21 protein-coding genes and 1 riboswitch (1 of these 22 cut by a window edge) are annotated in these 24,909 nt (G+C 39.9%); of the genes, 15 read left to right on the forward strand and 6 right to left on the reverse strand.

Annotation, left to right across the window (positions count from 1 at the left end; all coding sequences use genetic code 11):
- The 3 genes in view from tsaB to tsaD are tightly spaced (at most 13 nt apart) and all read left to right on the forward strand, a layout consistent with a single transcriptional unit that may run on beyond the window.
- On the forward strand, window positions 1-116 hold the 3' end of the coding sequence (gene tsaB / locus BN1765_RS03095; protein WP_050613787.1) for a tRNA (adenosine(37)-N6)-threonylcarbamoyltransferase complex dimerization subunit type 1 TsaB. 589 nt of this gene lie to the left of the window's left edge; the window shows 116 of its 705 coding nt (coding positions 590-705); its start codon lies off the left edge, out of view; the stop codon is at window positions 114-116.
- 13 nt (window positions 117-129) lie between these two features.
- A complete protein-coding gene (gene rimI, locus BN1765_RS03100) occupies window positions 130-582 on the forward strand; it encodes a ribosomal protein S18-alanine N-acetyltransferase (protein ID WP_050613788.1) in 453 nt (150 codons plus the stop codon).
- On the forward strand, window positions 579-1,595 hold the full coding sequence (gene tsaD, locus BN1765_RS03105; protein WP_050613789.1) for a tRNA (adenosine(37)-N6)-threonylcarbamoyltransferase complex transferase subunit TsaD: 1,017 nt from the start codon (window positions 579-581) through the stop codon (window positions 1,593-1,595). The genes rimI and tsaD overlap by 4 nt, the downstream gene beginning before the upstream one ends.
- 322 nt (window positions 1,596-1,917) lie before the next feature.
- Here tsaD and BN1765_RS03110 read toward each other — a convergent pair whose 3' ends face one another.
- Entirely contained in the window at window positions 1,918-3,855 is a 1,938-nt protein-coding gene (locus tag BN1765_RS03110) for an ABC-F family ATP-binding cassette domain-containing protein (protein ID WP_050613790.1), read from the reverse strand.
- Between the two features lie 487 nt (window positions 3,856-4,342).
- Between BN1765_RS03110 and BN1765_RS03115 the strand changes: the two genes are divergently transcribed.
- Complete coding sequence (locus BN1765_RS03115) at window positions 4,343-5,026, forward strand: redox-sensing transcriptional repressor Rex (RefSeq protein WP_050613791.1); 684 nt, start codon at window positions 4,343-4,345, stop codon at window positions 5,024-5,026.
- Window positions 5,027-5,070: 44 nt separating this feature from the next.
- Here the strand turns inward: BN1765_RS03115 and BN1765_RS03120 are convergent, their stop codons facing one another.
- Both BN1765_RS03120 and BN1765_RS03125 read right to left on the reverse strand, forming a co-directional pair.
- Window positions 5,071-5,274, reverse strand: coding sequence for a YdiK family protein (locus BN1765_RS03120; RefSeq protein WP_050613792.1), 204 nt, complete (start codon window positions 5,272-5,274; stop codon window positions 5,071-5,073).
- Complete coding sequence (locus BN1765_RS03125) at window positions 5,271-6,002, reverse strand: CPBP family intramembrane glutamic endopeptidase (RefSeq protein WP_050613793.1); 732 nt, start codon at window positions 6,000-6,002, stop codon at window positions 5,271-5,273. Before BN1765_RS03125 ends, BN1765_RS03120 begins: the two co-directional genes overlap by 4 nt.
- 304 nt (window positions 6,003-6,306) lie before the next feature.
- On the opposite strand from BN1765_RS03125, the gene groES reads away from it, so the two are divergent.
- Together groES and groL are read left to right on the forward strand one after the other, a co-directional pair.
- Complete coding sequence (gene groES, locus BN1765_RS03130; RefSeq protein ID WP_050613794.1) at window positions 6,307-6,591, forward strand: co-chaperone GroES; 285 nt, start codon at window positions 6,307-6,309, stop codon at window positions 6,589-6,591.
- A gap of 56 nt (window positions 6,592-6,647) precedes the next feature.
- Complete coding sequence (groL, locus tag BN1765_RS03135; protein ID WP_050613795.1) at window positions 6,648-8,279, forward strand: chaperonin GroEL; 1,632 nt, start codon at window positions 6,648-6,650, stop codon at window positions 8,277-8,279.
- Window positions 8,280-8,363: 84 nt separating this feature from the next.
- Here the strand turns inward: groL and BN1765_RS03140 are convergent, their stop codons facing one another.
- Complete coding sequence (locus BN1765_RS03140) at window positions 8,364-8,960, reverse strand: site-specific integrase (RefSeq protein ID WP_261797548.1); 597 nt, start codon at window positions 8,958-8,960, stop codon at window positions 8,364-8,366.
- 602 nt (window positions 8,961-9,562) lie between these two features.
- Between BN1765_RS03140 and BN1765_RS03145 the strand changes: the two genes are divergently transcribed.
- The 3 genes from BN1765_RS03145 to BN1765_RS03155 are packed head-to-tail and all read left to right on the forward strand — an operon-like array spanning window position 9,563 to window position 15,278.
- Complete coding sequence (locus BN1765_RS03145) at window positions 9,563-11,056, forward strand: type I restriction-modification system subunit M (RefSeq protein ID WP_050613796.1); 1,494 nt, start codon at window positions 9,563-9,565, stop codon at window positions 11,054-11,056.
- Window positions 11,053-12,318, forward strand: a complete 1,266-nt coding sequence (locus BN1765_RS03150; RefSeq protein ID WP_082195402.1) for a restriction endonuclease subunit S — start codon at window positions 11,053-11,055, stop codon at window positions 12,316-12,318. Before BN1765_RS03145 ends, BN1765_RS03150 begins: the two co-directional genes overlap by 4 nt.
- A gap of 32 nt (window positions 12,319-12,350) precedes the next feature.
- A complete protein-coding gene (locus tag BN1765_RS03155) occupies window positions 12,351-15,278 on the forward strand; it encodes a type I restriction endonuclease subunit R (protein WP_050613798.1) in 2,928 nt (975 codons plus the stop codon).
- 40 nt (window positions 15,279-15,318) lie between these two features.
- On the opposite strand, the gene BN1765_RS03160 is transcribed toward BN1765_RS03155, so the two are convergent.
- On the reverse strand, window positions 15,319-15,699 hold the full coding sequence (locus BN1765_RS03160; protein WP_050613799.1) for a hypothetical protein: 381 nt from the start codon (window positions 15,697-15,699) through the stop codon (window positions 15,319-15,321).
- A gap of 13 nt (window positions 15,700-15,712) precedes the next feature.
- Window positions 15,713-16,438: a M48 family metallopeptidase gene (locus BN1765_RS03165; RefSeq protein WP_050613800.1), complete on the reverse strand. Its 726-nt coding sequence runs from the start codon at window positions 16,436-16,438 to the stop codon at window positions 15,713-15,715.
- A gap of 88 nt (window positions 16,439-16,526) precedes the next feature.
- On the opposite strand from BN1765_RS03165, the gene BN1765_RS03170 reads away from it, so the two are divergent.
- The 6 genes from BN1765_RS03170 to BN1765_RS03195 all read left to right on the forward strand — a co-directional run bounded on the left by BN1765_RS03170 (window position 16,527) and on the right by BN1765_RS03195 (window position 24,766).
- Complete coding sequence (locus tag BN1765_RS03170) at window positions 16,527-17,333, forward strand: HEPN family nuclease (protein WP_050613801.1); 807 nt, start codon at window positions 16,527-16,529, stop codon at window positions 17,331-17,333.
- Between the two features lie 625 nt (window positions 17,334-17,958).
- A riboswitch (purine riboswitch) is annotated at window positions 17,959-18,060 on the forward strand.
- A gap of 118 nt (window positions 18,061-18,178) precedes the next feature.
- Window positions 18,179-19,321 (forward strand): BMP family lipoprotein, encoded by a 1,143-nt coding sequence (locus tag BN1765_RS03175; protein ID WP_050613802.1) that lies wholly within the window; start codon window positions 18,179-18,181, stop codon window positions 19,319-19,321.
- 129 nt (window positions 19,322-19,450) lie between these two features.
- Complete coding sequence (locus BN1765_RS03180; protein WP_050613803.1) at window positions 19,451-20,983, forward strand: ABC transporter ATP-binding protein; 1,533 nt, start codon at window positions 19,451-19,453, stop codon at window positions 20,981-20,983.
- On the forward strand, window positions 20,976-22,127 hold the full coding sequence (locus BN1765_RS03185; protein WP_050613804.1) for an ABC transporter permease: 1,152 nt from the start codon (window positions 20,976-20,978) through the stop codon (window positions 22,125-22,127). The genes BN1765_RS03180 and BN1765_RS03185 overlap by 8 nt, the downstream gene beginning before the upstream one ends.
- Entirely contained in the window at window positions 22,127-23,086 is a 960-nt protein-coding gene (locus tag BN1765_RS03190; RefSeq protein ID WP_050613805.1) for an ABC transporter permease, read from the forward strand. The genes BN1765_RS03185 and BN1765_RS03190 overlap by 1 nt, the downstream gene beginning before the upstream one ends.
- A gap of 537 nt (window positions 23,087-23,623) precedes the next feature.
- Window positions 23,624-24,766, forward strand: a complete 1,143-nt coding sequence (locus BN1765_RS03195) for a BMP family lipoprotein (protein WP_050613806.1) — start codon at window positions 23,624-23,626, stop codon at window positions 24,764-24,766.
- The last annotated feature ends 143 nt before the right edge of the window (window positions 24,767-24,909 follow it).

Here is a 24,909-nt window from a genome sequence, read left to right on the forward strand (position 1 = left end):
TATTAGGAAAAGATATGGAAAATGAAGATATCCATACTTTTGTCCCCAATTATGTACGTTTGGCAGAAGCTGAAGCTAATTGGTTGAAGGAACAAAAGAAAAAAAGTGCTGAGTAAAGGGATGAAGCAGATGAACCAAACAACCTATTTTAGACCGATGACAGAAGCGGATCTAGATGAAATAATGGTGCTTGAAAAGAGATGCTTTACTTTGCCGTGGACTAAAGATGCATTTTGCAATGAATTGAACCAAAATCAGTTCGCTCATTATGTGGTTCTAGTGGAAAATGAAAAAATCATCGGCTATTGCGGGGCTTGGCTGATCATTGATGAAGCTCATATTACCAATATAGCGATACTTCCTGAATATCGCGGTAGAAAGTTAGGGAAAGAATTACTGCGCTATATGATGGATATGTGCAGGGAACGGAAAATCGAGAGGATTACGCTTGAAGTGCGAGTCAGCAATATACCGGCGAGATCTTTATACAAAAAACTCGGTTTTGTAGAAGGGGCCCTTCGAAAAAATTATTATAGTGATAATCAAGAGGATGCGATTGTAATGTGGGTGAATTTAGGATGAAAGATCAATATATAATGGGGATAGAAACCAGCTGTGACGAAACAGCAGTTGCTATCGTTAAGAACGGAAGAGAGATAGTATCAAATATAGTGGCTTCACAAATAGACAGCCATAAGCGCTTCGGCGGGGTAGTTCCCGAGATTGCTTCCCGCCACCATGTGGAAGCTATCACATTAGTGCTCGAAGAAGCTCTTCAGGAAGCGGGATTGGCATACAGCGATATAGACGGAATTGCCGTTACGGAAGGACCTGGTTTAGTCGGTGCCTTGCTGATTGGGGTGAATGCAGCCAAGGCGGTTGCTTTCGCGCATGATATCCCATTGCTTGGGGTACACCATATCGCCGGCCATATCTACGCCAATCGGCTTATAACAGAAATGAAGTTCCCCTTGATTGCATTAGTCGTTTCCGGAGGGCATACTGAATTGGTTTATATGAAGGAGCACGGTTCCTTTGAAGTGCTTGGGGAAACGCGTGATGATGCAGCCGGTGAAGCATACGACAAAGTGGCAAGAACGTTGAACCTTCCTTATCCGGGCGGTCCCCATATCGACAGATTGGCTCATGAAGGTGAACCGACAATTGCATTTCCAAGGGCATGGTTGGAGGAAGATTCGTACGATTTTAGTTTCAGCGGTTTAAAGTCCTCTGTCATCAATACCCTGCACAATGCAGAGCAAAGAGGAGAAAAGCTTTCTCCACAGGAAATTGCGGCAAGCTTCCAAAGCAGCGTGATTGATGTCTTGGTCACTAAGACGGTTAAGGCCACCGAACAGTATGGTGTCAAACAAGTCCTGTTAGCGGGCGGAGTTGCGGCGAATAAAGGCCTGCGGACGGCTTTGCAAGAGGCTTACAGCCAAATGGAAGACGTAGAATTGGTCATTCCTCCATTGTCTCTTTGCACAGATAATGCAGCTATGATAGCGGCTGTGGGCAGTGTAATGTTTGAAAAAGGGAAACGGTCTGCCTATGATCTCAATGCCAATCCAGGATTGGATATTGAAAATGAATAGAAAAAACGATAGGTTTTTCGAAAACCTATCGTTTTTTTCTGGAATATAAGCCAGGCCTTTTTGGAAAATACTTTTTTCGACAAGTTATGCAGGTATCATCCACAAAGTTATTTAGTTATCACCACTTTTGTCCACAGTAAAAAGTGGTTTAAAATACGGTTTATTGGGATTTTCCACAAAATCCACAAAAAACTGACTGCTTATCCACAAACGAAATAAAGTTATCAACAAAAACTGTGACTATCTATCACTTATCCACAGTATTCCGAAAATTTGTTCAAAAAAAAGAAAATGATCCAGAGAAAAAATCCCTGGATCATTTCTATGATAAAGCTCCTTGTTCTTCCTCCAATTCGCTCCATTCTTCCATAAGTCGTTCCAATTCGACATTTGCTCCATCAATTACTTCGTTTATCTCAAGAACACGCTGGTGATCCTGATAGATGTCTGGATCGCATAATAGTTCATTTTGCTTGGATACAAGCGCGTCTAATTCTTCCATCCGCGTTTCTATTTCTTCTAGACGGCGCTTGATTTGCCGCTGTCTTTTTTTCGTCTCTTTATCCTGTTGATAAGTCGCTTTCTCCTCCACCTGGGGAGCTGCAGATGTGGATTGTGCCTGCTCGAACCGTTCATGTTCTTCTTGTTCAGCTTTCTTTTCTACATAGTAGTCATAATCACCGAGGAACTCCTGGCTTCCATCTGTGGATAATTCAATCACTTTTGAAGCAATCCGATTGATGAAATAACGGTCATGCGAAACAAAAAGAATAGTGCCTGGAAATTCGACGAGCGCATTTTCTAATACGATTTTGCTATCGAGGTCCAAATGGTTAGTTGGTTCGTCCAAAATCAAAAAATTGGAGCCCTGCATCATTAATTTGGAAAGGGCCAGCCGCGCTTTTTCTCCGCCGCTCAATGCGGAAACAGACTTCAGGACATCATCGCCAGAGAAGAGAAAATTGCCCAAGACTGTCCGGATATCTTTTTCGTTCGTAGTCGGGTATTCATCCCACAACTCATTCAATACACGCTTATTGGATGAAAGATTGGCTTGTTCCTGGTCATAGTAGCCGATCGTCACATTGGAACCAAAATCAACATGGCCCTTTAATAAAGGAAGTTTGCCTAAAACGGATTTGAGCAAAGTGGTCTTGCCGACGCCGTTCGGTCCGACTAGGGCAATGCTTTCTCCTTTGGTGACGGACATATTGATATGCTCTGATATAGGTGCACCTTCATAGCCGATACTGACGTCGGAAATGGTTGCCACAATGTTGCCGCTTTGCTTATTCATCCGAAAGGTAAAGGAAGCGGATTTTTCATCTCCCAGTGGCTTGTCCATTACATCCATCCGTTCCAGCTGCTTCCGCCTGCTTTGGGCACGTTTGGTTGTGGTTGCACGGGCTATATTTTTTTGGATGAAGTCCTGGAGCTTAGCGATCTCATCCTGCTGTTTTTCATACTGTTTCATATCACGCTCATAGTCCGCCGCTTTTTGCTCTAAATAGTAACTGTAGTTGCCGTGGTATTTTTTAGAGGTTGTTCTCGAAATCTCGTAGATGACGGAAACGACCTTATCCATAAAGTAACGGTCATGCGATACAATCAAGACGGCTCCATTATAGCCTTGCAGATATTGCTCTAGCCAAGTCAGCGTTTCGATATCAAGGTGGTTGGTCGGTTCATCGAGAATCAATAAATCAGGCTGGGAAAGCAATAGTTTCCCTAATGCCAAGCGGGTGCGCTGACCACCGCTCAAGGAAGCGACCGGTGTTTCATAATCAAATTGCTGAAACTGCAGCCCGTGCAGCACCGAGCGGATATCCGACTCATATTGATAGCCGCCGCGCTCTTTGAACGCAATTTGCTTGTCATCATACTCTTTTAGAATCTGTTGATAAAGCGCTTCGTCATTATAGATTTCTGGCTGGGTCATTTTTTCTTCGAGCGACCGCAGCTGCTTTTCTAATTCAATGACAGGGGTGAACACTGTCAGCATTTCATCCCAGATGGACTTATCCGACTCAAGGCCGGTATTTTGGGCCAAGTAGCCGAATGTTAAGTCTTTTGGTTTGATGATTTCACCCTCATCGTAGGATAATTGCCCTGCGATGATTTTAAGCAAAGTCGATTTGCCTGCGCCGTTCCGGCCGACCAGGCCAACGCGGTCTCTCTTTTGTACTTCTAATTTTATATTGGATAGGACTTTTTCAGCCCCGAAATATTTAGAGAGCTTGTTCACTTGTAGAACGATCATATATATTCACCTCAGTTGTCTTAAGTGTAGTGTAAACGAAAAGAGGGGGCAGGGGCAATTATCTTAAGCTCGCTTTTGTGAAATGCAATACAAACTTTTTCACAAAGAAAGGAAAATAGTGTATGATTTAAAAGGAAGGGAGAGATTAGATGGGCACTTTGCCCATTCCTTGAGGAGGACCGTTTTAACTTAAGTGATCTTACAGGAGGCGGCTTCAGGCTGCCGGATGCCAAGCCTATTTTTGCAGGACCATATGTAATAGATGAATGGCCAACAAAAGACACAGCGGTTAAAGAATCCAAATCTTTCATCATTTGGGACAATAGATGCAGCCTCTTCATTCAGGACAGGTCGCCAAATGGAAGCGTTATCAATGCGGGCGAGTCTTTATGCTGTTATGATGGAAAAACAGGAGAATCTTCGGGCCCTAATTATTATAGACAAATATAATTCAGAAAGAGCAGAATATAATGGGGGGGAGTAAATTATGCCGCATGAAACATTAAAGATTCCACAGGCAACGGCGAAACGCTTGCCTTTATACTATCGGTTCCTAAAGAATCTGCATTCCTCAGGGAAACAGCGGGTTTCTTCCGCCGAATTAAGTGAAGCCGTCAAAGTGGATTCAGCAACCATCCGCAGAGATTTTTCCTATTTTGGTGCACTGGGCAAGAAGGGTTATGGCTATAATGTAAATTATTTATTATCTTTCTTTAGTAAGACACTTGACCAGGATGAATTGACCAAAGTAGCATTAATCGGTGTGGGAAACTTGGGGACTGCTTTTTTGCACTATAATTTTTTGAAGAATAATAATACCAAGATTGAATTGGCTTTCGATGTATCGGCGGATAAAGTCGGCACGAAAATAGGCGATGTAGAAATCTGCCATATGGATGAGCTTGAAGAACGCCTTGCGGACCAAGGGATATCCGTAGCGATTTTGACCGTGCCAGCGCAGGTAGCACAGCCTATTACGGACCGCCTTGTACATTCGGATATCCAGGGGATCCTGAACTTCACGCCAGCACGGTTGAATGTTCCGGCCTCCATACGGGTGCATCATATTGACCTTGCTGTGGAACTGCAATCCCTTGTTTATTTCCTCAAGCACTATCCGATGGAAGAGGCCACAGAACCTGATGGGCACGCTGAACCATTTATTGATTAAACAAACAAAAAATCCGGCTCCTTTAAAAGGGGAGCCGGATTTTGTTATTTTTTCTTCATTCGTCTCAGGCGGAAGTACAGCATGAGCAAGCGGATCCCTGTCCCGAAATCGATTGTGGCCAGAAAAACAATCAAGTAAGCAAAAAAAGTCCAACCGTTATCGGATACATAATTGATCGCGAAAAAGGTAAAAACAACTCCCAGCAGGATATACATGAAGCTGGAAACTAAAGGTGATTGACGTCTCATAATAATCCTCCAATAAAGCTTTGGGCCTGGTCGATTGTTTTGATGATCTCTTCATATTTTAATTGGACAACGACCACTAATGTATTCATCATGACATGGGCAAAAATCGGCACTAAGATTCTCTTTGTCCGGACATACAGGAATGCAAACGTAAATCCGATAGCGGAGTAGAGAAGGATATGTGACAATTCTCTATGCGCCAACCCGAAGATGAGCGAACTGACCAAAGCGGATATAAAGAAATTAAACTTTTGATACAAAGTGCCAAAGATAATTTTTCGGAAAACCAGCTCTTCTAGAATCGGACCGATAATGCTGGTCAGTATGACAAATAAGGGAATGGTCTTGATCATTTGCATGATGAAATGCGTATTTTCAGAACCGGCAGTGACGCCGATGGCCTGTTCAATGAGGGCAGCTATATTTTGAGCGAATAAAGCAATGAAAATGCCGCCGATGGCCCATGCGATGGAAATCCCGATAGATGCCTTTGGCTCACTTTCCAACCGGTCCTCATTCGATGGCCGTTCCTTTCTGAGCAACCATAGAACAATGAAAAGTGTCGCAACAAAGGCAAAAATCGACCAGTAGGCATATCCATTCAAGATGGCTTCCCGCTCGGATGCCCCTCCCCATTCCCAGAATTTCTTGAACAATGGAGTGCCGATCGCCGGCGAAAACAGCATACATACATAGGCTAGTAAGATAAATATATATTCTTTTTTCACAAAGTTAACTCCTTTAAAAAATCACTTAAGGGTATTGTACTTCTTTTTAGGGAATGGTTACAAACGTTTCCCATTAAATGCAGATGTTTGTTATATATTATCGAACTGTGGCCTATACTTTAAGAAGTAGAGGTGTAAGCGCATGCACAAGAAAAAATTTGTAGAAAATTTAGGGATTTTTTTAAAGAGAAATACTTGAAAAAAAGGATAAAGTTCATTATCATAATAAATGTGTTAGCACTCATTAGAGATGAGTGCTAATAGATAAACTATTGTGATCGAAAAATTGAGGAGGGTGTTTTTCTTGTTAAAACCATTAGGTGATCGCGTTATTATTGAACTAGTTCAATCTGAAGAAAAAACTGCAAGCGGTATTGTACTTCCTGATACTGCAAAGGAAAAACCTCAAGAAGGTAAAGTAGTTGCCGTGGGTGCAGGTAATGTACAAGACAATGGCGAGCGCGTTGCTCCAGAGGTTGCTGTAGGCGATCGTATCATCTTCTCAAAATATGCTGGTACTGAAGTGAAATATGAAGGTACTGAATACTTAATTTTACGTGAAAGCGATATTCTAGCAATCATCGGTTAATAGAAAACCGATCTTATACTTATAACTTTTTTAAAAATCTAGGGAGGTAATGGAAAATGGCTAAAGACATTAAGTTCAGTGAAGAAGCTCGCCGTTCGATGCTTCGTGGTGTAGATGCTCTTGCAAACGCAGTTAAAGTAACACTTGGACCAAAAGGACGCAACGTGGTTCTTGAAAAGAAATTCGGTTCACCGCTAATCACAAATGACGGTGTGACAATCGCAAAAGAAATCGAACTTGAAGATGCATTCGAAAACATGGGTGCTAAGTTGGTTGCTGAAGTAGCAAGCAAAACAAACGATATCGCCGGTGACGGTACAACAACTGCAACAGTCCTTGCACAAGCAATGATTCGTGAAGGCCTTAAAAACGTAACTGCAGGCGCTAACCCAATGGGCATCCGCAAAGGGATCGAAAAAGCGGTTAAAGCAGCTGTAGGAGAATTGAAAGAAATCTCTCGTCCGATCGAAAGCAAAGACTCAATCGCTCAAGTAGCGGCTATCTCTGCTGCTGATGAAGAAGTCGGCCAATTGATCGCTGAAGCAATGGAACGCGTTGGCAACGACGGCGTTATCACAATCGAAGAATCTAAAGGATTCGCAACTGAATTGGATGTAGTGGAAGGTATGCAATTCGACCGCGGATATGCTTCTCCATACATGGTAACAGACAGCGATAAAATGGAAGCTGTTCTTGACAACCCATACATTCTGATCACTGACAAGAAAATCGGCAGCATCCAAGAAATCCTGCCAGTTCTTGAGCAAGTGGTTCAACAAGGCAAACCATTATTGATGATCGCTGAAGATGTTGAAGGCGAAGCACTTGCTACTCTAGTAGTGAACAAACTTCGCGGAACATTCAATGCAGTGGCTGTTAAAGCCCCTGGATTCGGTGACCGCCGCAAAGCTATGCTTGAAGACATCGCAGCCCTTACTGGCGGCGAAGTAATCACGGAAGAACTAGGCCGTGACCTTAAATCTGCTACAATCGACTCTCTTGGCCGCGCTGCTAAAGTCGTTGTTACAAAAGAAAACACAACAATCGTTGAAGGATCTGGCGACAAAGCAGGCATCGATGCCCGCATCAATCAAATCCGCATGCAATTGGAAGAAACAACTTCTGAATTCGACCGTGAAAAACTACAAGAACGCCTTGCTAAATTGGCTGGCGGTGTAGCAGTCATCAAAGTCGGCGCTGCAACTGAAACTGAGTTGAAAGAACGCAAACTTCGCATCGAAGACGCATTAAACTCTACTCGCGCAGCTGTAGAAGAAGGGATCGTAGCCGGTGGTGGTACTGCCCTTCTTAACGTATACAACAAAGTGGCTGAAATCGTGGCAGAAGGCGACGAAGCAACTGGTGTGAACATCGTTCTTCGTGCAATCGAAGAGCCAGTCCGCCAAATCGCACACAACGCAGGCCTTGAAGGATCTGTGATCGTAGAACGCCTAAAACGCGAAGAAGTAGGAACTGGATTCAACGCAGCTACTGGCGAATGGGTAAACATGATCGAAGCTGGTATCGTGGACCCAACAAAAGTAACTCGTTCCGCACTACAAAACGCAGCTTCTGTTGCAGCTATGTTCTTGACTACTGAAGCAGTCGTAGCTGACAAACCAGAAGAAAACAAAGCACCAATGATGCCTGACATGGGCGGCATGGGTGGAATGGGCGGCATGATGTAATCTGCCCCCAAAACCTTTGGTATACAAGGATTTTGAATAAGGGATAAGAGCAATGCTAACATTTTGCTAACATTTCTCTCCCGATTAGAGGCTTCTCATTAATTGAGCAAATTTATGAGAAGCCTCTTTTTTCATTTCTTTCGTTATATGAAGGTAAACGTTCTTCGTTGTTTCATCATCGCAGTGACCTAACCGGTCCATAATTTCCTCTAATCCTACCCTCGCTTCTGCAAGCAATGATGTGTGCGTATGTCGTAAAGAGTGGGGAGTAAGTTCTGTGTTTAATCCAGCTAATTTCAGTAATCGAGCCATTCGATTTTCGACAGTTTTAATGAAAATGGGATAGCCGGGCTGTCTGCCATGCTTGGCAAAAATAAATCCTTCATCTAGATAAGTTTCACCCAAACGTTTTTTCACTTTCTTCTGTAATTCCATGTGCTCTTTAAGAGCTGCAATAACATCTTCATCAACGACTATGGTCCGTTTAGATCTTCGTGTCTTAGGTTGCACTAGTTGATATTCCAATGTGTTATTAGTCGGATTATAGTACGTTTTCGTAATACTAATTGTATGCTCTTCGAAGTCCATGTCTTTCCACTTTAGTGCTACTAATTCACCAACACGCATTCCTGTGTAAGAAAGGATAAGGAAGATTATACCCACCCCTATCTCAAGAATCATAGGGATTCAAGGATAGAGGAGTGGGTATTCGTACGAGGAATCTAACTTTAGTGTAGTGTAAAGCTGGGAACTCGATGATGCTGTTGTTTTAATATCTGAATTTCTTCATCTCGTCACTTGCTGTCAAGCACATGCAGTTTCGCCCACATGTATCATGACGAGCACCATTGGCCATAACCAATCGAAACTCCGTCCGAACCGTTGAATGCAAGAAGCCGTTCCCGCTCCTCTAAGTCTCACAATCCAGTCACAAAACAACAGTAAAGACCTTGCCTAATGATTGCTACGTTGATTTTATATGCATCGGCTCAACTCACCTGACCTCTTCTTTAGCGTGACTTAAGGGCATTCCTACGATTATTCTGAGTTTTCCATGTCGAACCTTACTAAAAACAACAGCTTTTGACAGAGGGTAGCTTCTCTGACCGCACAGGATTTCACTAAAGTATCTGTAGTTAAACCATTAGATTGTAGATAGACAAGCTTTAACTGGAACAACTTTTCGCGCTAAGCGATTGCATCATGGGATTATGGTAGAATAAGAAAAGATAGTATTAGGTCTTATTACATAAAAATGAGGAATTATGAAGGCAGGTATAAGGATGAGTCAATTAACATTACAAGAATTAGAATCGCATTTGTGGAAGTCAGCTGACATCCTGCGCGGCTCTGTCGATTCAAGCGATTATAAGAACTATATATTTGGATTATTATTTTTAAAGCGTCTGAGTGACGTGTTTGAAGAACATAAATTGGAGCTTGTACAAGAACACGGAGAAGAAATTGGACAACTATTAGCAGACGATCCAGATCAATATCAGTTCTATGTACCGGAAGCGGCTCGTTGGGAAGAAATCCGTAAGCATGCATCTGATATCGGTTCAGCGATCAATGTGGCGTTTGAAGCGTTGGAAAATGAAAATGTCACACTTGAAGGTGTATTGACGCCAATCGATTTTAACCGTAAAGAAGTGTTAACGGACAGTGTGTTACAACGTCTGTTGCAACATTTCTCATTACTAGATTTACGTAACGCTAATCTTTCTGAACCGGATATGCTTGGGCGTGCTTATGAGTATCTGATTAAAATGTTTGCTGATGATGCTGGGAAAAAGGGTGGAGAATTCTATACTCCATCGAAAGTGGTTGAGTTGATTGTCAAATTAATCAAGCCACAAGAAGGTATGCGTGTATATGACCCTACGTGTGGATCAGGCGGTATGTTGATTCAATCAGTAGACTATGTAAAAGAACATAATGGTAATCCACAATCACTATCTCTATTTGGTCAGGAGAAAAACTTAGGTACATGGGCAATTGCGAAGATGAACCTACTATTGCATAATCTACCTGATCATCGCATTGAAAAAGGAGATACGATTCGTGAACCGAAGTTAGTCGAAGATGGCGAAATCATGCTGTTTGACCGAGTGATTGCCAATCCTCCATTTTCATTGAAAGAATGGGGGCGCGAAGAAGCGGAACATGATGCCTATGGCCGTTTCCAATATGGAATTCCACCGAAAAATGCCGGAGACTATGCATTTATTCAGCATATGATTGCATCATTAAAAGCAGATGGAATGGCAGGAATTGTTATGCCACATGGTGTACTGTTCCGTGGTGGTGCGGAAGGGAAAATTCGTCAAGGATTGCTGGAATCTGATTTATTAGAAGCGGTTGTCGGCTTACCTTCTAATCTTTTCTACGGCACAGGAATTCCTGCTTGTGTGCTGATATTCAATCGCAATAAGGCGGAAGAACGAAAAGGAAAAGTATTCTTCATTGCAGCGGAAGATGAGTATCAAGAAGGTAAGAACCAAAACATGCTGCGTGATGAAGACATAACAAAGATTGTTTCTACATTTAATGAATATGAAGATGTAGAGAAATATGCTCGTGTTGTTACATTAGAAGAAATCAAAAACAATGATTATAACTTGAACATTACACGTTATATTGATAAATCAGAAGAAGAAGAGCAAGTGAATTTAGAATCAGTAATTGAAGAGATTACCAATTTAGAAAGTGGTCGCTTAGAGATTAAAGCGAAATTGAATGTACACCTGCGTGGTTTAGGGTTAGGTGAGTTATGATGGTAACAGTCAATAAAGGTGTACGAGAAGGATATAAATTAACTGAAATGGGTGAGATACCAGTAGAATGGGAAGTAAAAACTACTGGTGAGTTATTCGAGAATGTTTCGAAAAAGGGATTTGAACAGTTACCGGTATTATCTGTAACACAAGATAACGGTGTAGTGTACAGGAATGATTTAGACATAAATATTAAATATGACAAGAATTCTTTGAAAAGCTATAAGCTGATTGAAGAAGGTCAATTTGTTATTAGTTTAAGATCGTTTCAAGGAGGATTGGAGTATTCATCAATAACCGGCATATCTAGTCCGGCATATACAGTTCTTAATCCTTCAAACTTAGTTAATGTCGATTATTTTAAATATCTTTTTAAATCATTTTGGTTTATTGAAAAATTAAAGGGGTCTATTGTAGGAATAAGAGATGGTAAACAAATCAGTTTTACGGATTTTAAAGTAATTAAGTTAGCTTTGCCACCATTAAAAGAACAACAAAAAATCGCTGAAATCCTTTCAACAGTTGATGAGCAAATCGAGAATACCGAACAGCTGATTGAAAAAACGAAAGAGCTGAAAAAAGGCTTAATGCAGCAATTGCTGATAAAAGGTATTGGACATACAGAATTTAAACAGACAGAGCTTGGAGAGATACCGGTTGAGTGGGAAGTAAGAGAGTTTAGTGAACTATGCAGTAGGATTATTGTCGGGATTGCATCATCCACGGCAGAACATTATACATCTAAAGACTTGGGAGTAATGATAGTTAGAAATCAAAATATAAAAGAAAATCATCTTTATTTAGATGACGTTCTATATATTTCTAAAGAGTTTGATTTAAATAATGAAAAGAAGCGATTAAGAGAAGGAGATTTATTAACTGTAAGAACAGGTTATCCTGGCGTAACTTGTGTTGTACCAAAGGAATTAGAAAATACTCAAACGTTTACAACATTAATCAGCAGTCCATATCAGGATAAAGTGGATTCAAATTATTTAGCATATTACATGAATTCTCCTCTTGGTAAGAACCAATTAAAACAATTATCTGCTGGTGGGGCTCAGCAAAATCTAAATGTTTCATCCTTATCAAGTTATAAGATTAGTGTACCGTCTCTTAAGGAACAACAAAAAATAGCATCCATCCTTTCATCCGTAGATGAACAAATTGAAAGTTATGAACAAGAAAAAGAGAAGTATCTAGAATTGAAAAAAGGCTTAATGCAACAGCTTCTTACTGGGAAGATTCGAGTGACGGTGTAAGCCGTCTCTCTTATACATAGGAGGTGAACAGGTTGAGTGGATTGGAATATACAGAAGTGGAATTACCGCTAATCGAACAGTTGAGAGATTACGGATATACGCATAAGACTGGATCAGAGTTAGAGAATGAACGTTCTTCTAAATCGAGCATTGTTTTGGAGAAACGCCTTGCTAGTGCCATTCGTAAGTTAAATCCTTGGATAGACGAACACAATGTTGAGAAGGTCGTGAAGCAATTTGTCACTTTACAAGCGGAAGATGTGTGGCATGCGAATAAGACTATTTTTGATTGGTTGTTTGGTGAAGGGATATCCGTTCTGCAAGATGTAGGAGCTGGAAAGAAAAATCAAACGGTGCAGCTCTTTGACTTTGAACATGTGAAGAATAATGATTTTCTTGTTGTGAATCAGTTGAGTATTGATAATGCGGCTGGAACGATTCGCCCTGATATTACTATCTATATCAATGGTTTTCCGCTTGTTCTCATTGAATGCAAGAGTCCGAAATTGCAAGTGGATAAGCAGTTGCCGGAGGGCGTTAAACAGTTTGAGCGCTATATGGATACGAATGAAAAGTTGTTTTGGTATAACCAAATGCTCATTGTGACGAGTCGAGATCGTGCGCGGATAGGAACAATTTTAGCAAAAGCGCAGCATTATGGATTATGGAAAGATCCTTATCCTTATACATTTGATGAAATCGGAAGTGACCGTGCTCAAGATGTATTGGTGTCCGGAACATTACGTAAAGAAATTATTCTTGATTTGATGCGAAACTTCATCGTATTCGATGGAAAAGTGAAGAAACTAGCTCGTTATCAACAATATCGGGCAGTGAACAAAGCGATTGAACGGATTATGAGAGAGAAGAAGCCGGCTTTACGTGGCGGTGTTGTATGGCATACACAAGGTTCGGGGAAATCATTGACGATGGTCTATTTGGCGATGAAGCTACGTAGACAAGTAGATTTGGAGAATCCGATGCTTGTAATTGTTACGGACCGACAAGACTTGGATGACCAAATTACGAAAACGTTCCAGCAATCAGGTTTTCCTAATCCAACGCAAGCAGCATCTGTAGCTGATTTGAAGCAACAATTAGCCAAAGGGCCGGGAACAACCGTCATGACGTTGATTCAAAAATTCCAAGGAAATGAAGAGAAGAACTTTCCTATTATTTCTGAAGCAGAGAATATCATTGTCATGACAGATGAATCGCATCGCTCCCAATATAAAGGATTAGCTATGAATATGCGTAAAGCGTTGCCTAACGCTACGTTTATTGGATTTACTGGTACGCCGATTGATAAGAAAAGTCGTTCTACTACAGGAAAATTTGGTTCGTATATCGATAAATATACCATTGAACAGGCGGTTGAAGATGAAGCGACGGTTCCAATCTACTATGAATCTCGTTTGCCGAATCTTCATGTGAAAGGTGAAACGTTGGATGAATTGTTCGCTCGTTCCTTCCATGAGTATGATGATGAGGCGAAAGAAAAAATCAAACAGAAATATGTGGATGATCAATTGCTTTTAACTGCTCCTGAACGGATGAGAGAGATTGCTTTGGATATTATTCATCATTTCGAAAGAAAAATCTTAATCAATGGTTATAAAGCACAAGTCGTGGCAGTTTCTCGATATGCGGCTGTGCAATATAAGAAACTGATTGATGAATATGCTATGAATAAGTTTGAAACAGCTGTCATTTTTTCAGCAGGACAAAATGATAGCGAAGAATTACGCGAGTATCATGTTTCGAAAGAGGAAGAGAAAAAACTGATTGAGCGATTCAAGAAGCCATTCTCTGAAGATAAGTTATCTATGTTGATTGTTTGCGATAAATTGCTGACAGGATTCGATGCGCCGATTGAACAGGTCATGTACTTGGATAAGCCATTGAAAGAGCATAATCTACTGCAAGCTATCGCCCGAACGAATCGTAAGTATGATGCCAATAAATCATATGGTTTGATTGTTGATTATTTTGGTGTATCTCGCTTCTTGGATCAAGCACTTGAAATCTTTAGTTCGAATGATGTACAAGGTGCGTTGCATTCTATTGATTCGGAGTTGCCGAGATTAGAACAACGTCATCGTTCAGCAATGAGATTCTTTGATGGGTTGAAAAAGGATCAACTAGAAGAGAGCGTTTTACGCTTAGTGAATGAAGACGTGCGAGCTGATTTTGATATCGCCTATAAACGATTTGCTGAAAGCATGGATAAGGTATTACCAAGTCCGAAAGCAGAACGATATGTGGACGATTTAAAGCGTGCAGGTGTTATTCGTCAATTAGCTAAATCACGATTCTCAATTGAGGATGGCATGGATATCTCCGATTGTGGTGAAAAAGTGCGTAAACTGGTTCATGATTATCTATATTCTGAAGGAATTGATGCACGTGATCCGGTCTCTATTTTAGATGCATCGTTTAAAGAAGAAGTAGATAAGAATGTCCATCCTGAAAGCAAGGCCGCACAGATGGAACATGCGATTAAGAAAGAAATATCTGTTCGTATTGAAGAAGATAAAGTATTTTATACTTCATTAAAAGATAAAGTGGAAGAACTGATTGAGCGCTATAAGGAGCGGCAGTTAACAATCTTCGAATTGTTGGAACAGTATGATGCCATTCGAGAAGAGTTATTGGATAAAGCGAGTGGGCAAACAAAGAGCGGGTTAACCTATTTACAAGAGCCGTATTACAATAAGCTACAGGAAGTTTGCGAAGATAAAGAAGAATACACGCTTAAGGAAGTGGCTGTAGAAGTACAACATTTTATTGAAGAACAAGTGACCCCAATCAGTGATTGGACATTGAAAACAGACTTTAAACGCCAACTTACTAGTGAGCTGAAGATCATGTTGCTGAAGCAAAAGCTGAAGCCGAATGAAGCATTTGAATTAACAGGGTATTTCACTGCTTTGGCAGAAACACAATACGGGAAGAAATAAGGAAATGACCGGCATATGTTTGCTGGTCATTTTTATATAACTAAGATAGATTAATTCCTTTTTTTAATATGTGAATACGTGCATTCCTTTTTACTTTTTTGCCGTATAAATCGAATTGACTCTCTAGCTTACTCATTAATTCTTGACTCTTTGAGGATTCAGGTGATAGTTTAACAAACCATTCTTTCATTATTTTTTCTGTGTCTACTCCAGTTTTGTTTTCTCCTCTGGCATATTTTTCAGTATCCATGTTTTTATAACCTATGTATTTACTGGGACCGAATGCATCTATAGTAGGAATGTAATACCAATGTATGAATTGTGTAAGCTGGGATATGATATCGGTGTTTTCTTCAAGGTCACGATTAAACTGAATAATATTTTTTTTGACATCTTCTAATGATATTACTAATTCCTCCATTTATATCCTCCTTTTATATATAAAGCGTTTTTCCGTTAACTCTAAGCCATTCTTTCTTTTCTTCATAATCTGGAAGCAACATGCGCAGTGTTTCCCAGTATTCCTTTGAATGGTTCATGTGCTTTAAGTGTGCAAGTTCATGCGCCAGTACATAGTCTACAACAGAAGCAGGAGCCAGGAAAATGCGCCAGTTCAATAGAATATTACCGGCAGGCGTACAGCTACCCCAACGCTGTTCTTGCTCTTTGACCTTGATAGCATTTGGGTAGTGAGGGAATTTGATTGTAAATTTCTTCATTCGTTCTTTGGTAAACTGATGCCCCTTTTGTGTAACCCATTCAGCATATAGAGGATGCAACAATTCTCGATAGTGGGATTCTGCAATATCTTCATGAAGCTCTGCGACAAATTGTCCCCTATAGAAATGAAAAGTTGAAGCTAGAGATTCATTTGTTTTTATTACTTTAAGTCGGTATTGCCTACCAAGGTAAGGTAGCTTTTCTCCTGATACAAATCTTCTCTGTAAACTGCTTTGATTCATTTCTTCATAACTATTCAGCTGCTGTCTAATCCAAGCACTTTTTTGATGTACTATATCTTTAATAACAGCATGTTCAGCAGAAGTAGGAGCTACAACCTTAACGCCATGTTGATCGACAGAAATAGATACGCTTTTGCGACGATTACTTCTGGAAAGTGCGTATTGTATTGTTTGTGAACCGAATTGGATGTAGTGCATATGGCAGACCTCCTATTCTCTATTATAACAAGAAATATAGATAAATTTGTTATAATAAAATGGATAAAAGTGGGTTTGGGGGTTAGACGTGTGTAGAGTATGTAATATTAAAACTTCTGCAGTGGTTGGATCTGTTGTGAAAAACGTAAGAAGATGCAAGAAAAGACCTGTTAATGACCGTGGATTGAGCATAGTTGGACGATTATTATACGTGACAAAGATAGCTTCGCGTGGTGAAGGAGTACATGGTCATGTAATAAATGAATCTACTGGTAACCTACAAAAAACACAGGCACATATTAGAGATTGTGAGTTTGAACTGACTAATAAAAATGGAGCGGTGGAGTTTTTTCAAAGGGAGAGTGAGAGAATGGGGATATATGTATCTAATTTCGAACGAGAATTTACTGTTCGAACTCTAACATTATTAGATGAATTGGATAAAAGTAATCATGAATATGAAGTAACGCTATTGATTAACCTTTGTGTAGGGTTAATTACAATACCTAATGAATACTCAAAAAGAAATGATAAGGCAATGGAGAAATTTTTAATAAACAAATATGATGGAGCTAAAGTTAAAAATGTCCTTTCAAAGCAAGAAGTCGGTAAAGGATTTATAAAAGATGGAGAAACAGTATATAACAATATTTTGGATGCGCCGTATGCATTGTATTTAAGGAAATTAAGAAATGCACTTTCACATGGGCGAGTAGAGTTTTTAGGTGAAGATAAAACAATTTCATCCGTTCGGTTAAATGATAGAAATGGTTCAAATATTGAACTAAATATTGAAGAGTTAAAAACGATTAGTAGAGATATCGCAAATGTACATTTGGATTTCTTTGATTTTGTTAGCCCAAAAGGGATGGTTGTGAATTATAGGGAAGTGTAAACCCACCAACATCTCTTGTGTTGCGAGATACACTCCACACATCTGGAGAATGTATCAAGTCAAAATGCGATGCATATAGACTTTACACCGCATTTTGACAGAAGCATAATCACACATCAATGTTTACTAACATTTTGCTAACGAAATACGATAAAACACGTTGAATCCAAGTTAAAGATATTACACTAAACATCGGAGAAATGCTGATTTGATGCAGTTTCTTTCCACTATAGGGAAACATATTACACCTTAAAACCACATGGGCGGCATGATGTAATCAGCCGCACTACCCCTCATATAAGGGTTTAGTGAAATGCTAACACCAAAGTGTTTATCGGAAGCTTCTCATAAGTTGACCAAACTTATGAGAAGCTTCTTTTTTTATATCTGTTTTACATGGATAAGCATTCTTCGTAATTTGACGATCCGAATGATCAAGCCTGTCCGTAATTTTTTCAGCCCTATAAATGTCTTAGGGAAAGAATCAAGATGAGGGTATGCTGTAAAAAGGCGCACACGACTAATTTTTATCTAAAATCACAACCAATTAACAGGACTAATTGCTATTTTCAGAAAATATTTGTGTATTATTGACAGCTAATATTTATGGTGTTACTATGTCTTAGTAAAAATTAATTACTATTCTCGTATAATATTGGGGATATGGCCCGAAAGTTTCTACCAAGCTACCATAAATAGCTTGACTACGAGGTTGTGTATATAAAGGTGGAGATCTTCTCCTGTTTTCATTATTTACCTTCCTGAAGTCAAGCACCAGTGTAACTCGGTGCTTTTTAATTTTTACAGCAAAAATTCAAGATGATTAACAGAGGAGGATCATAGTAATGAAAAAACATACCAAAAAAATAGCGATGGTATTAGTCCTTGCTTTAATGACTGCCGTTTTGGCAGCATGCGGTAATAACGATAAAGAAGCTAAGGCTGGAGAAGGTAAAGATGGGTTAAAGATTGCTATTATAACGAGCCCTTCAGGCGTAGATGATGGCAACTTTAATGAAGATAACTATAACGGAATTTTGGACTTTATTAAAAACAATCCAACAGCAACGGTAAAGGCTGTTAGAGAAGAATCTGGCGACCCAACTGCGTCTGTACAAGCGGTTGCTGATATTGTGGCTGATTATGATGTAATTATAACGCCTGGATTCCAATTTGCTGGCGTTTCTAAGCTTGCTTTAGAAAACCCTGATAAAAAATTCATCATAAATGACTCTGAGCCAACTCCTATTGGGGACCAAACAGAATTCGACAATATCTTTGCCATGAATTTCGCTGAACAAGAAAGTGGCTTTTTTGCAGGGATGGCTGCAGCTCTTGAAACAAAATCAAATAAAGTAGCGGTAGTAAACGGAATTGCTTACCCTTCCAATGTCAATTATCAATTTGGTTTTGAATCCGGTGTAAATTATGCTAATAAGGCTTTCGGAAAGAATGTCGAAGTTGTTGAATTATCAGGTTATGCAGGAACGGATGTAACTGGCAAAAATGTTGGCGGTAACTATGCTGGATCTTTCTCAGATGAAGCAACCGGAAAAGTGATCGGAAATGCATTGATCAAAAAAGGTGTAGATCGAATTTTTGTTGCAGCAGGCGGAACCGGCAATGGTGTGTTCACAGCGGTTAAGGAATCTAAGGGTGATGTAAAAGTCATTGGTGTAGATGTTGACCAATATGACGACGGTGTAAACGGTTCTGAGAATATCGTGTTAACATCAGCGGTAAAATTCATGGCCATGAATATTGAGAAGGCATTGAATTCAGTTGTTGATGGAAGCTTTAAAGGCGGAAATGTAGTCCTTCACGCAGATACAGATTCCACTGGATTTATTAAAGAAGAAGGCCGCCATCAATTATCTGAGGATACACTTACGAAAATGAATGAAGCTTACGAGCTAGTGAAAGATGGCAAAATCGTGCCTGCATCCAATTTTAATGGCCACACGCCAGAGAAGTTTCCAGGACTATAAGAATAAATAGAAACACAATAATGCAATGAACCAATTAGAAGTTTATCATTTCCTGAAATCAGATTAACAAGGGGATGATAAACTTCTAAATTTTTCTTTCTATGATTATTGTAATAAAGGAGAAAACAGATGTCCGAGTATATTGTAGAAATGAAACATATAACCAAACGTTTCCCTGGAATAGTTGCGAATGACGATGTATCCATTGGCATAAAAAAAGGGGAAATTTTTGCTTTACTTGGAGAGAATGGCGCAGGTAAATCCACGCTGATGAGTATGTTGGGAGGCATGTACGAACCGGATGAAGGAGACATTTATATCCGGGGAGAGAAAGTGCAAATTAGTTCGCCTAACCATGCGGCAAAGCTTAATATCGGCATGGTCCACCAGCATTTTAAGCTAGTTTCTGATTATACGATTACCGAGAATATTACTTTGGGAGTCGAGCCGATTAAAAAGTTTGCAGGCCTTTTTCCATACGTGGATATTCGAAATGCCAATCGTAAAATTGAAGAACTGTCTAAAAAATTCGGCTTAGAAGTGGACCCCACGAAAAAAATAGCGGATCTTAATGTTTCTATGCAGCAACGTGTAGAAATTTTGAAGGTTCTTTACCGTGAAGCAGAAATCCTCATTTTCGATGAACCAACAGCCGTGTTAACACCACAGGAAATCGAGTTCTTGCTCAATATTATCGAAGGACTGCGAGAAGGCGGGAAAACGATCATATTGATTACACATAAGCTGGAAGAAATCAAGAAAGTGGCTGATCGATGTGCCGTATTGAATAAAGGCAAACTAGTGGATGTGCTGGATGTAAAGACAACATCGATTAACCGTATGGCGCAATTAATGGTGGGCAGAGAGGTAAACTTTGAAGCAGAAAGAGCGCCTGCCCAATTTAAAGAAGAAGTATTAAAGGTAGAGCAACTAACGATTAAAAATGAAGACGGATTTGAAGTGGTGAAAGATGTTTCCTTTGCCATCCGCAGCGGTGAAATCTTTGCCATTGCTGGGGTCGCAGATAATGGCCAAGTCGAAATAGCGGATGCCATTGCTGGATTAACCAAGGTCAGCAGCGGAAAAATCCTCCTTCAGGGCAAGGATATCACGAATGAAAGTATAAGAAACAGAACAGAAACGGGAATATCGTATATCCCTGAAGACCGGCAAAGCTATGGGCTGGTTTTGGATTTTGATTTATCAACCAATATAGCTTTAAAGCAGTACTATAAGGAGCCTTTTTCTAGTAAGGGAATCTTAAATAAAGAGGAATTCGAGCAATTTGGCAAGAAGATGATCGATAAATATGACATTCGAAGCGGACAAGGTGTCAAAACGCAAGTTCGTTCGATGAGCGGCGGCAATCAGCAAAAAGCGATTATTGCACGCGAAATCGAATTGCAATCGCCGCTTATGATTTTCGTTCAGCCAACGCGGGGAGTCGATATTGGCGCGATCGAGAACATCCATAAAATGATGATTCAAGAACGGGACCGCGGAAAAGCGATTCTCCTCATTTCATTGGAGTTAGATGAAATCATGAATGTGGCGGATACCATTGGAGTGATCTATAACGGCCAACTTCAAAAAGTTGCTAGCAGTGAATCCTTAACGACGAATGAAGTCGGTGAATATATGATGGGGGCAAAGCATGAGTAAAGATAAAAAGAAAAGAATCTTCCGTACAAGTCTTATTCAGCCATTAACGAATGAGAAATGGCAACCGATCTCCATACCTTTAATCTCCATAATTATAAGTTTTATTGCTGCCGCAGTTGTTATACTTTTAATCGGCAAAAACCCTTTACAGGCGTTCTATAACTTATTCCAAGGAGCGGGGATTTTACCTAAGCCCGCTTATGCTGGCTATAAGAGCATGCTGACTGATTTTCTGAGCTTGCTGAATGCCATGACGCCGCTTGTGTTTGCCAGCTTGGCAGTCGCTGTAGCATTTAGAGCAGGCCTATTCAATATCGGGGTTGCCGGCCAAATGCTTGTCTCCGGTTTTTTAGCGACAATTATTGTTGGTTACAGCGGTTTGGATGCCATCCTCGCAAAGCCGCTTGTGCTGGTAATCGGAATTGTTGCCGGGGGACTAATGGGGGGATTAGTAGGATGGCTGAAATATAAATTCAACATTAATGAAGTAGTCTCGACGATTATGTTGAATTATATGGCTCAATATGTCATCAGCTTTTTTATTCAAATGTATTATATTGACCCTGTTTCAAGACAGTCCCAATATATATCAGATGCAGCAAGATTAACTTTAGTGAATGTCGAAATAGCTAATTTGAAAATGGATATTCCGCTCGGCTTCATTCTGGCTATTCTTTGCGCTGTTTTAGTCAAGTTTGTCATGGACAAAACGGTGGTTGGCTTTGAAATCAAAGCCGTTGGTTCCAATCGCAAAGCCGCTAAATATGCAGGGATTAATGTAGGAAGAAATACAGTCTTGGCGATGATTATTTCAGGAGGCTTGGCTGGCCTTGCGGGTGTCACTTATTATTTAGGCTATTTTTCTTCCATCCAGCCAAAGGTATTATCAAGCATCGGCTTTGATTCCATTGCTGTATCGCTATTAGGGAACTCTCATCCGATTGGCGTGATTTTTTCTTCCTTTTTAGTATCTATTATTGATCAGGGAAGCACGTATATGAGTTCGCAGGCAGGAATCAGACAAGAAATTTCTTCTGTGATCGTCGGGTTAATCCTCCTGTTTAGTGCATGCGGTGTGTATATGAAATATAAAATCAGCCGTTTGAAGGAAAAAGAAGTGGATCGGAAGGAGAGTGAATCATAATGGATACAGTAATTATTGATGGTTTATCCTTTGCTCTGCCTCTTTTTATTATCGCAATAGGCGGCATATATAGTGAAAAGAGCGGTATTACCAATTTAGCACTTGAAGGCTTTCAAGGTTTTGGGGCATTCATCGGAGCGCTGTCAGCTGTTCTAATTGCAAATGCTTTTGGCACAAATATTCAAGATTTATTTTACGTAGCGTTACTATTCGCGATGATTGGCGGAATGGCTTTTTCCGTTATTCATGCTGTACTAAGTATTAAGTTTAAGGCAGATCAAGTTATAAGCGGTGTCGTGATTAATATTTTGGCACTGGCCCTAACGACTTTCTTAACGACACAAATAAATGCACTTGTATTTGGAACGGCTTCAGACAAGTTCCAATTAGGTGTCATGGAACGGTTTACGGTTAATGGTTTAGCTGATATACCGGTCATTGGAGCAGTCTTTACGAATGTCTATCCGTTCGAAGTGATTATTATTGTGATTGCTATTTTTGCTTGGTATCTTTTATATAAAACACAATTTGGCATGCGCTTAAGAGCGTGCGGGGAAAATCCTCATTCAGTTGATGCAGCAGGTGTAGATGTAGCGAAAATTAGATTTTCTGCCGTGTTAATTTCAGGTCTATTATCAGGCCTTGGCGGCATGTGTTTTGCATATTCTATTTCGGCTAATTTTTCTTCTAGTATTTATATGGGATATGGATTCTTGGCCATCGCTGCATTAATCTTTGGTAACTGGAGAATTCTCCCTACTTTAGCCGCTTGCCTTTTGTTTGGTTTTGCAAAATCCGGCGGGGCTTTTATTGCCCAGTCAATGGCATTGCCAAGCAGTTTTACCGATTTATTCATGATCTTACCGTACCTATTAACATTATTGTTATTAATCTTTTTCTCTAAATCAAATCGCGCTCCTAAAGCTTTAGGGGAAATTTATGATAAGGGAAAAAGGTAGGTATATGTATGTTTTGCTAACACCCCAAAAGTTAGGTTTCAACTCTAACTTTTGGGGTGTTTATTTATGTTGTCTAAACAAAGTGAAAAACGTACATGAGTGATTGTAAAAGAATATCAAAAAGGAAGGATTGTTACCGAATGAACCAGAGGGTTTGTCATTGATAACTGATGATTCTAAGATCGATTTTTAAGAATTAATGCAGATTTGCTTCTAATATGGTTGAAATATACGTCCTGTTCGGCCAGTTTCCGAATGTTAATCGCAGTTGCATTAGAAAAAATACGGATTTTGTTTGACAGGCGGGATTACCGGTGGTACTATGGCTTAGTGAGAATTTAAGTTATATTAGTATAACATTTGGAATGCGGCCAGGAGGCTTCTATTAATCGATCATGAATCGCTTGACTGCGAGGTTGAGCATAAAAAGATGGAGATGAATGTACCTTCCTGAAGTCAAGCACTGGTGTCATTCGGTGCTGTTGAATTTTCACACAAGCAAAAATTCAACCTGATTAACAGAGGAGAATCATTGTAATGAAAAAACATACCAAAAAAATAGCAATGGTATTAGTCCTTGCATTAATGACGGCTGTTTTGGCAGCATGCGGAAATAATGATAAGGAAGCAAAGGCTGGAACAGCTAAAGACGGATTAAAAATTGCGATTGTTACAAGTCTTACAGGCGTTGATGATGGCAACTTTAATGAAGATAACTATAACGGGATTTTGAACTTTATTAAAAAACATCCAACAGCAACAGTAAAAGCTGTTAAAGAAGAATCTGGCGACCCTGCTGCGGCTGTACAAGCGGTTGCTGATATTGTGGCAGATTACGATGTTATTGTAACACCAGGGTTTCAATTCGCTGGAATTTCCAGTATTGCTTTAGAAAATCCGGACAAAAAGTTTATTATAAATGACTCTGAGCCAACACCTGTAGGCGACCAAAAAGAATTTGATAATATCTATTCCATGAATTTCGCTGAACAGGAAAGCGGCTTTTTCGCAGGGATGGCTGCAGCACTTGAGACAAAATCAAATAAAGTAGCGGTTGTAAATGGGATTGCTTATCCTTCAAACGTCAATTATCAATTTGGCTTTGAATCAGGCGTAAATTACGCTAATAAGGTTTTCGGAAAGAATATTGAAGTTGTTGAATTATCAGGTTATGCCGGCACGGATGTAACTGGCAAAAACATTGGCGGCAACTATGCTGGATCTTTTGGAGATGAAGCAACCGGAAAAGTAATCGGAAATGCATTGATCAAAAAAGGCGTAGATCAAATTTTTGTTGCAGCAGGCGGAACCGGCAATGGCGTATTCACAGCGGTTAAGGAAGCAAAAGGCGACGTAAAAGTAATTGGTTGCGATGTTGACCAATATGATGACGGGGCCAATGGTTCTGAAAACATCGTGTTAACATCTGTTGTTAAATTCATGTCGATGAATGTTGAAAAAGCATTGAATTCTGTTGTTGATGGAAGCTTTAAAGGCGGAAATGTCGTGCTTCACGCAGATACAGAGTCCACCGGCTTTATTAAAGAAGAAGGCCGCCATCAATTATCAGCAGATACACTTACGAAAATGAATGAAGCTTACGAGTTAATGAAAGACGGCAAAATCGAACCTGCATCTAACTTTAATGGACATACTCCAGAAAAGTTTCCAGGACTATAAGAATAAATAGAAACATAATAAAGAAATAAACGATTAGAAGTTTATCATTTCCTGATTTTAGATGGATTAGGGAGTGGTGAACTTCTAATTTTTTTTTATTATTGTGAGAAAGTTAGTCTCTTTTGGTAATATAAACCGATTCA

It is taken from the genome of Bacillus testis, assembly GCF_001243895.1.
Taxonomy (GTDB): domain Bacteria; phylum Bacillota; class Bacilli; order Bacillales; family DSM-1321; genus Bacillus_AD; species Bacillus_AD testis.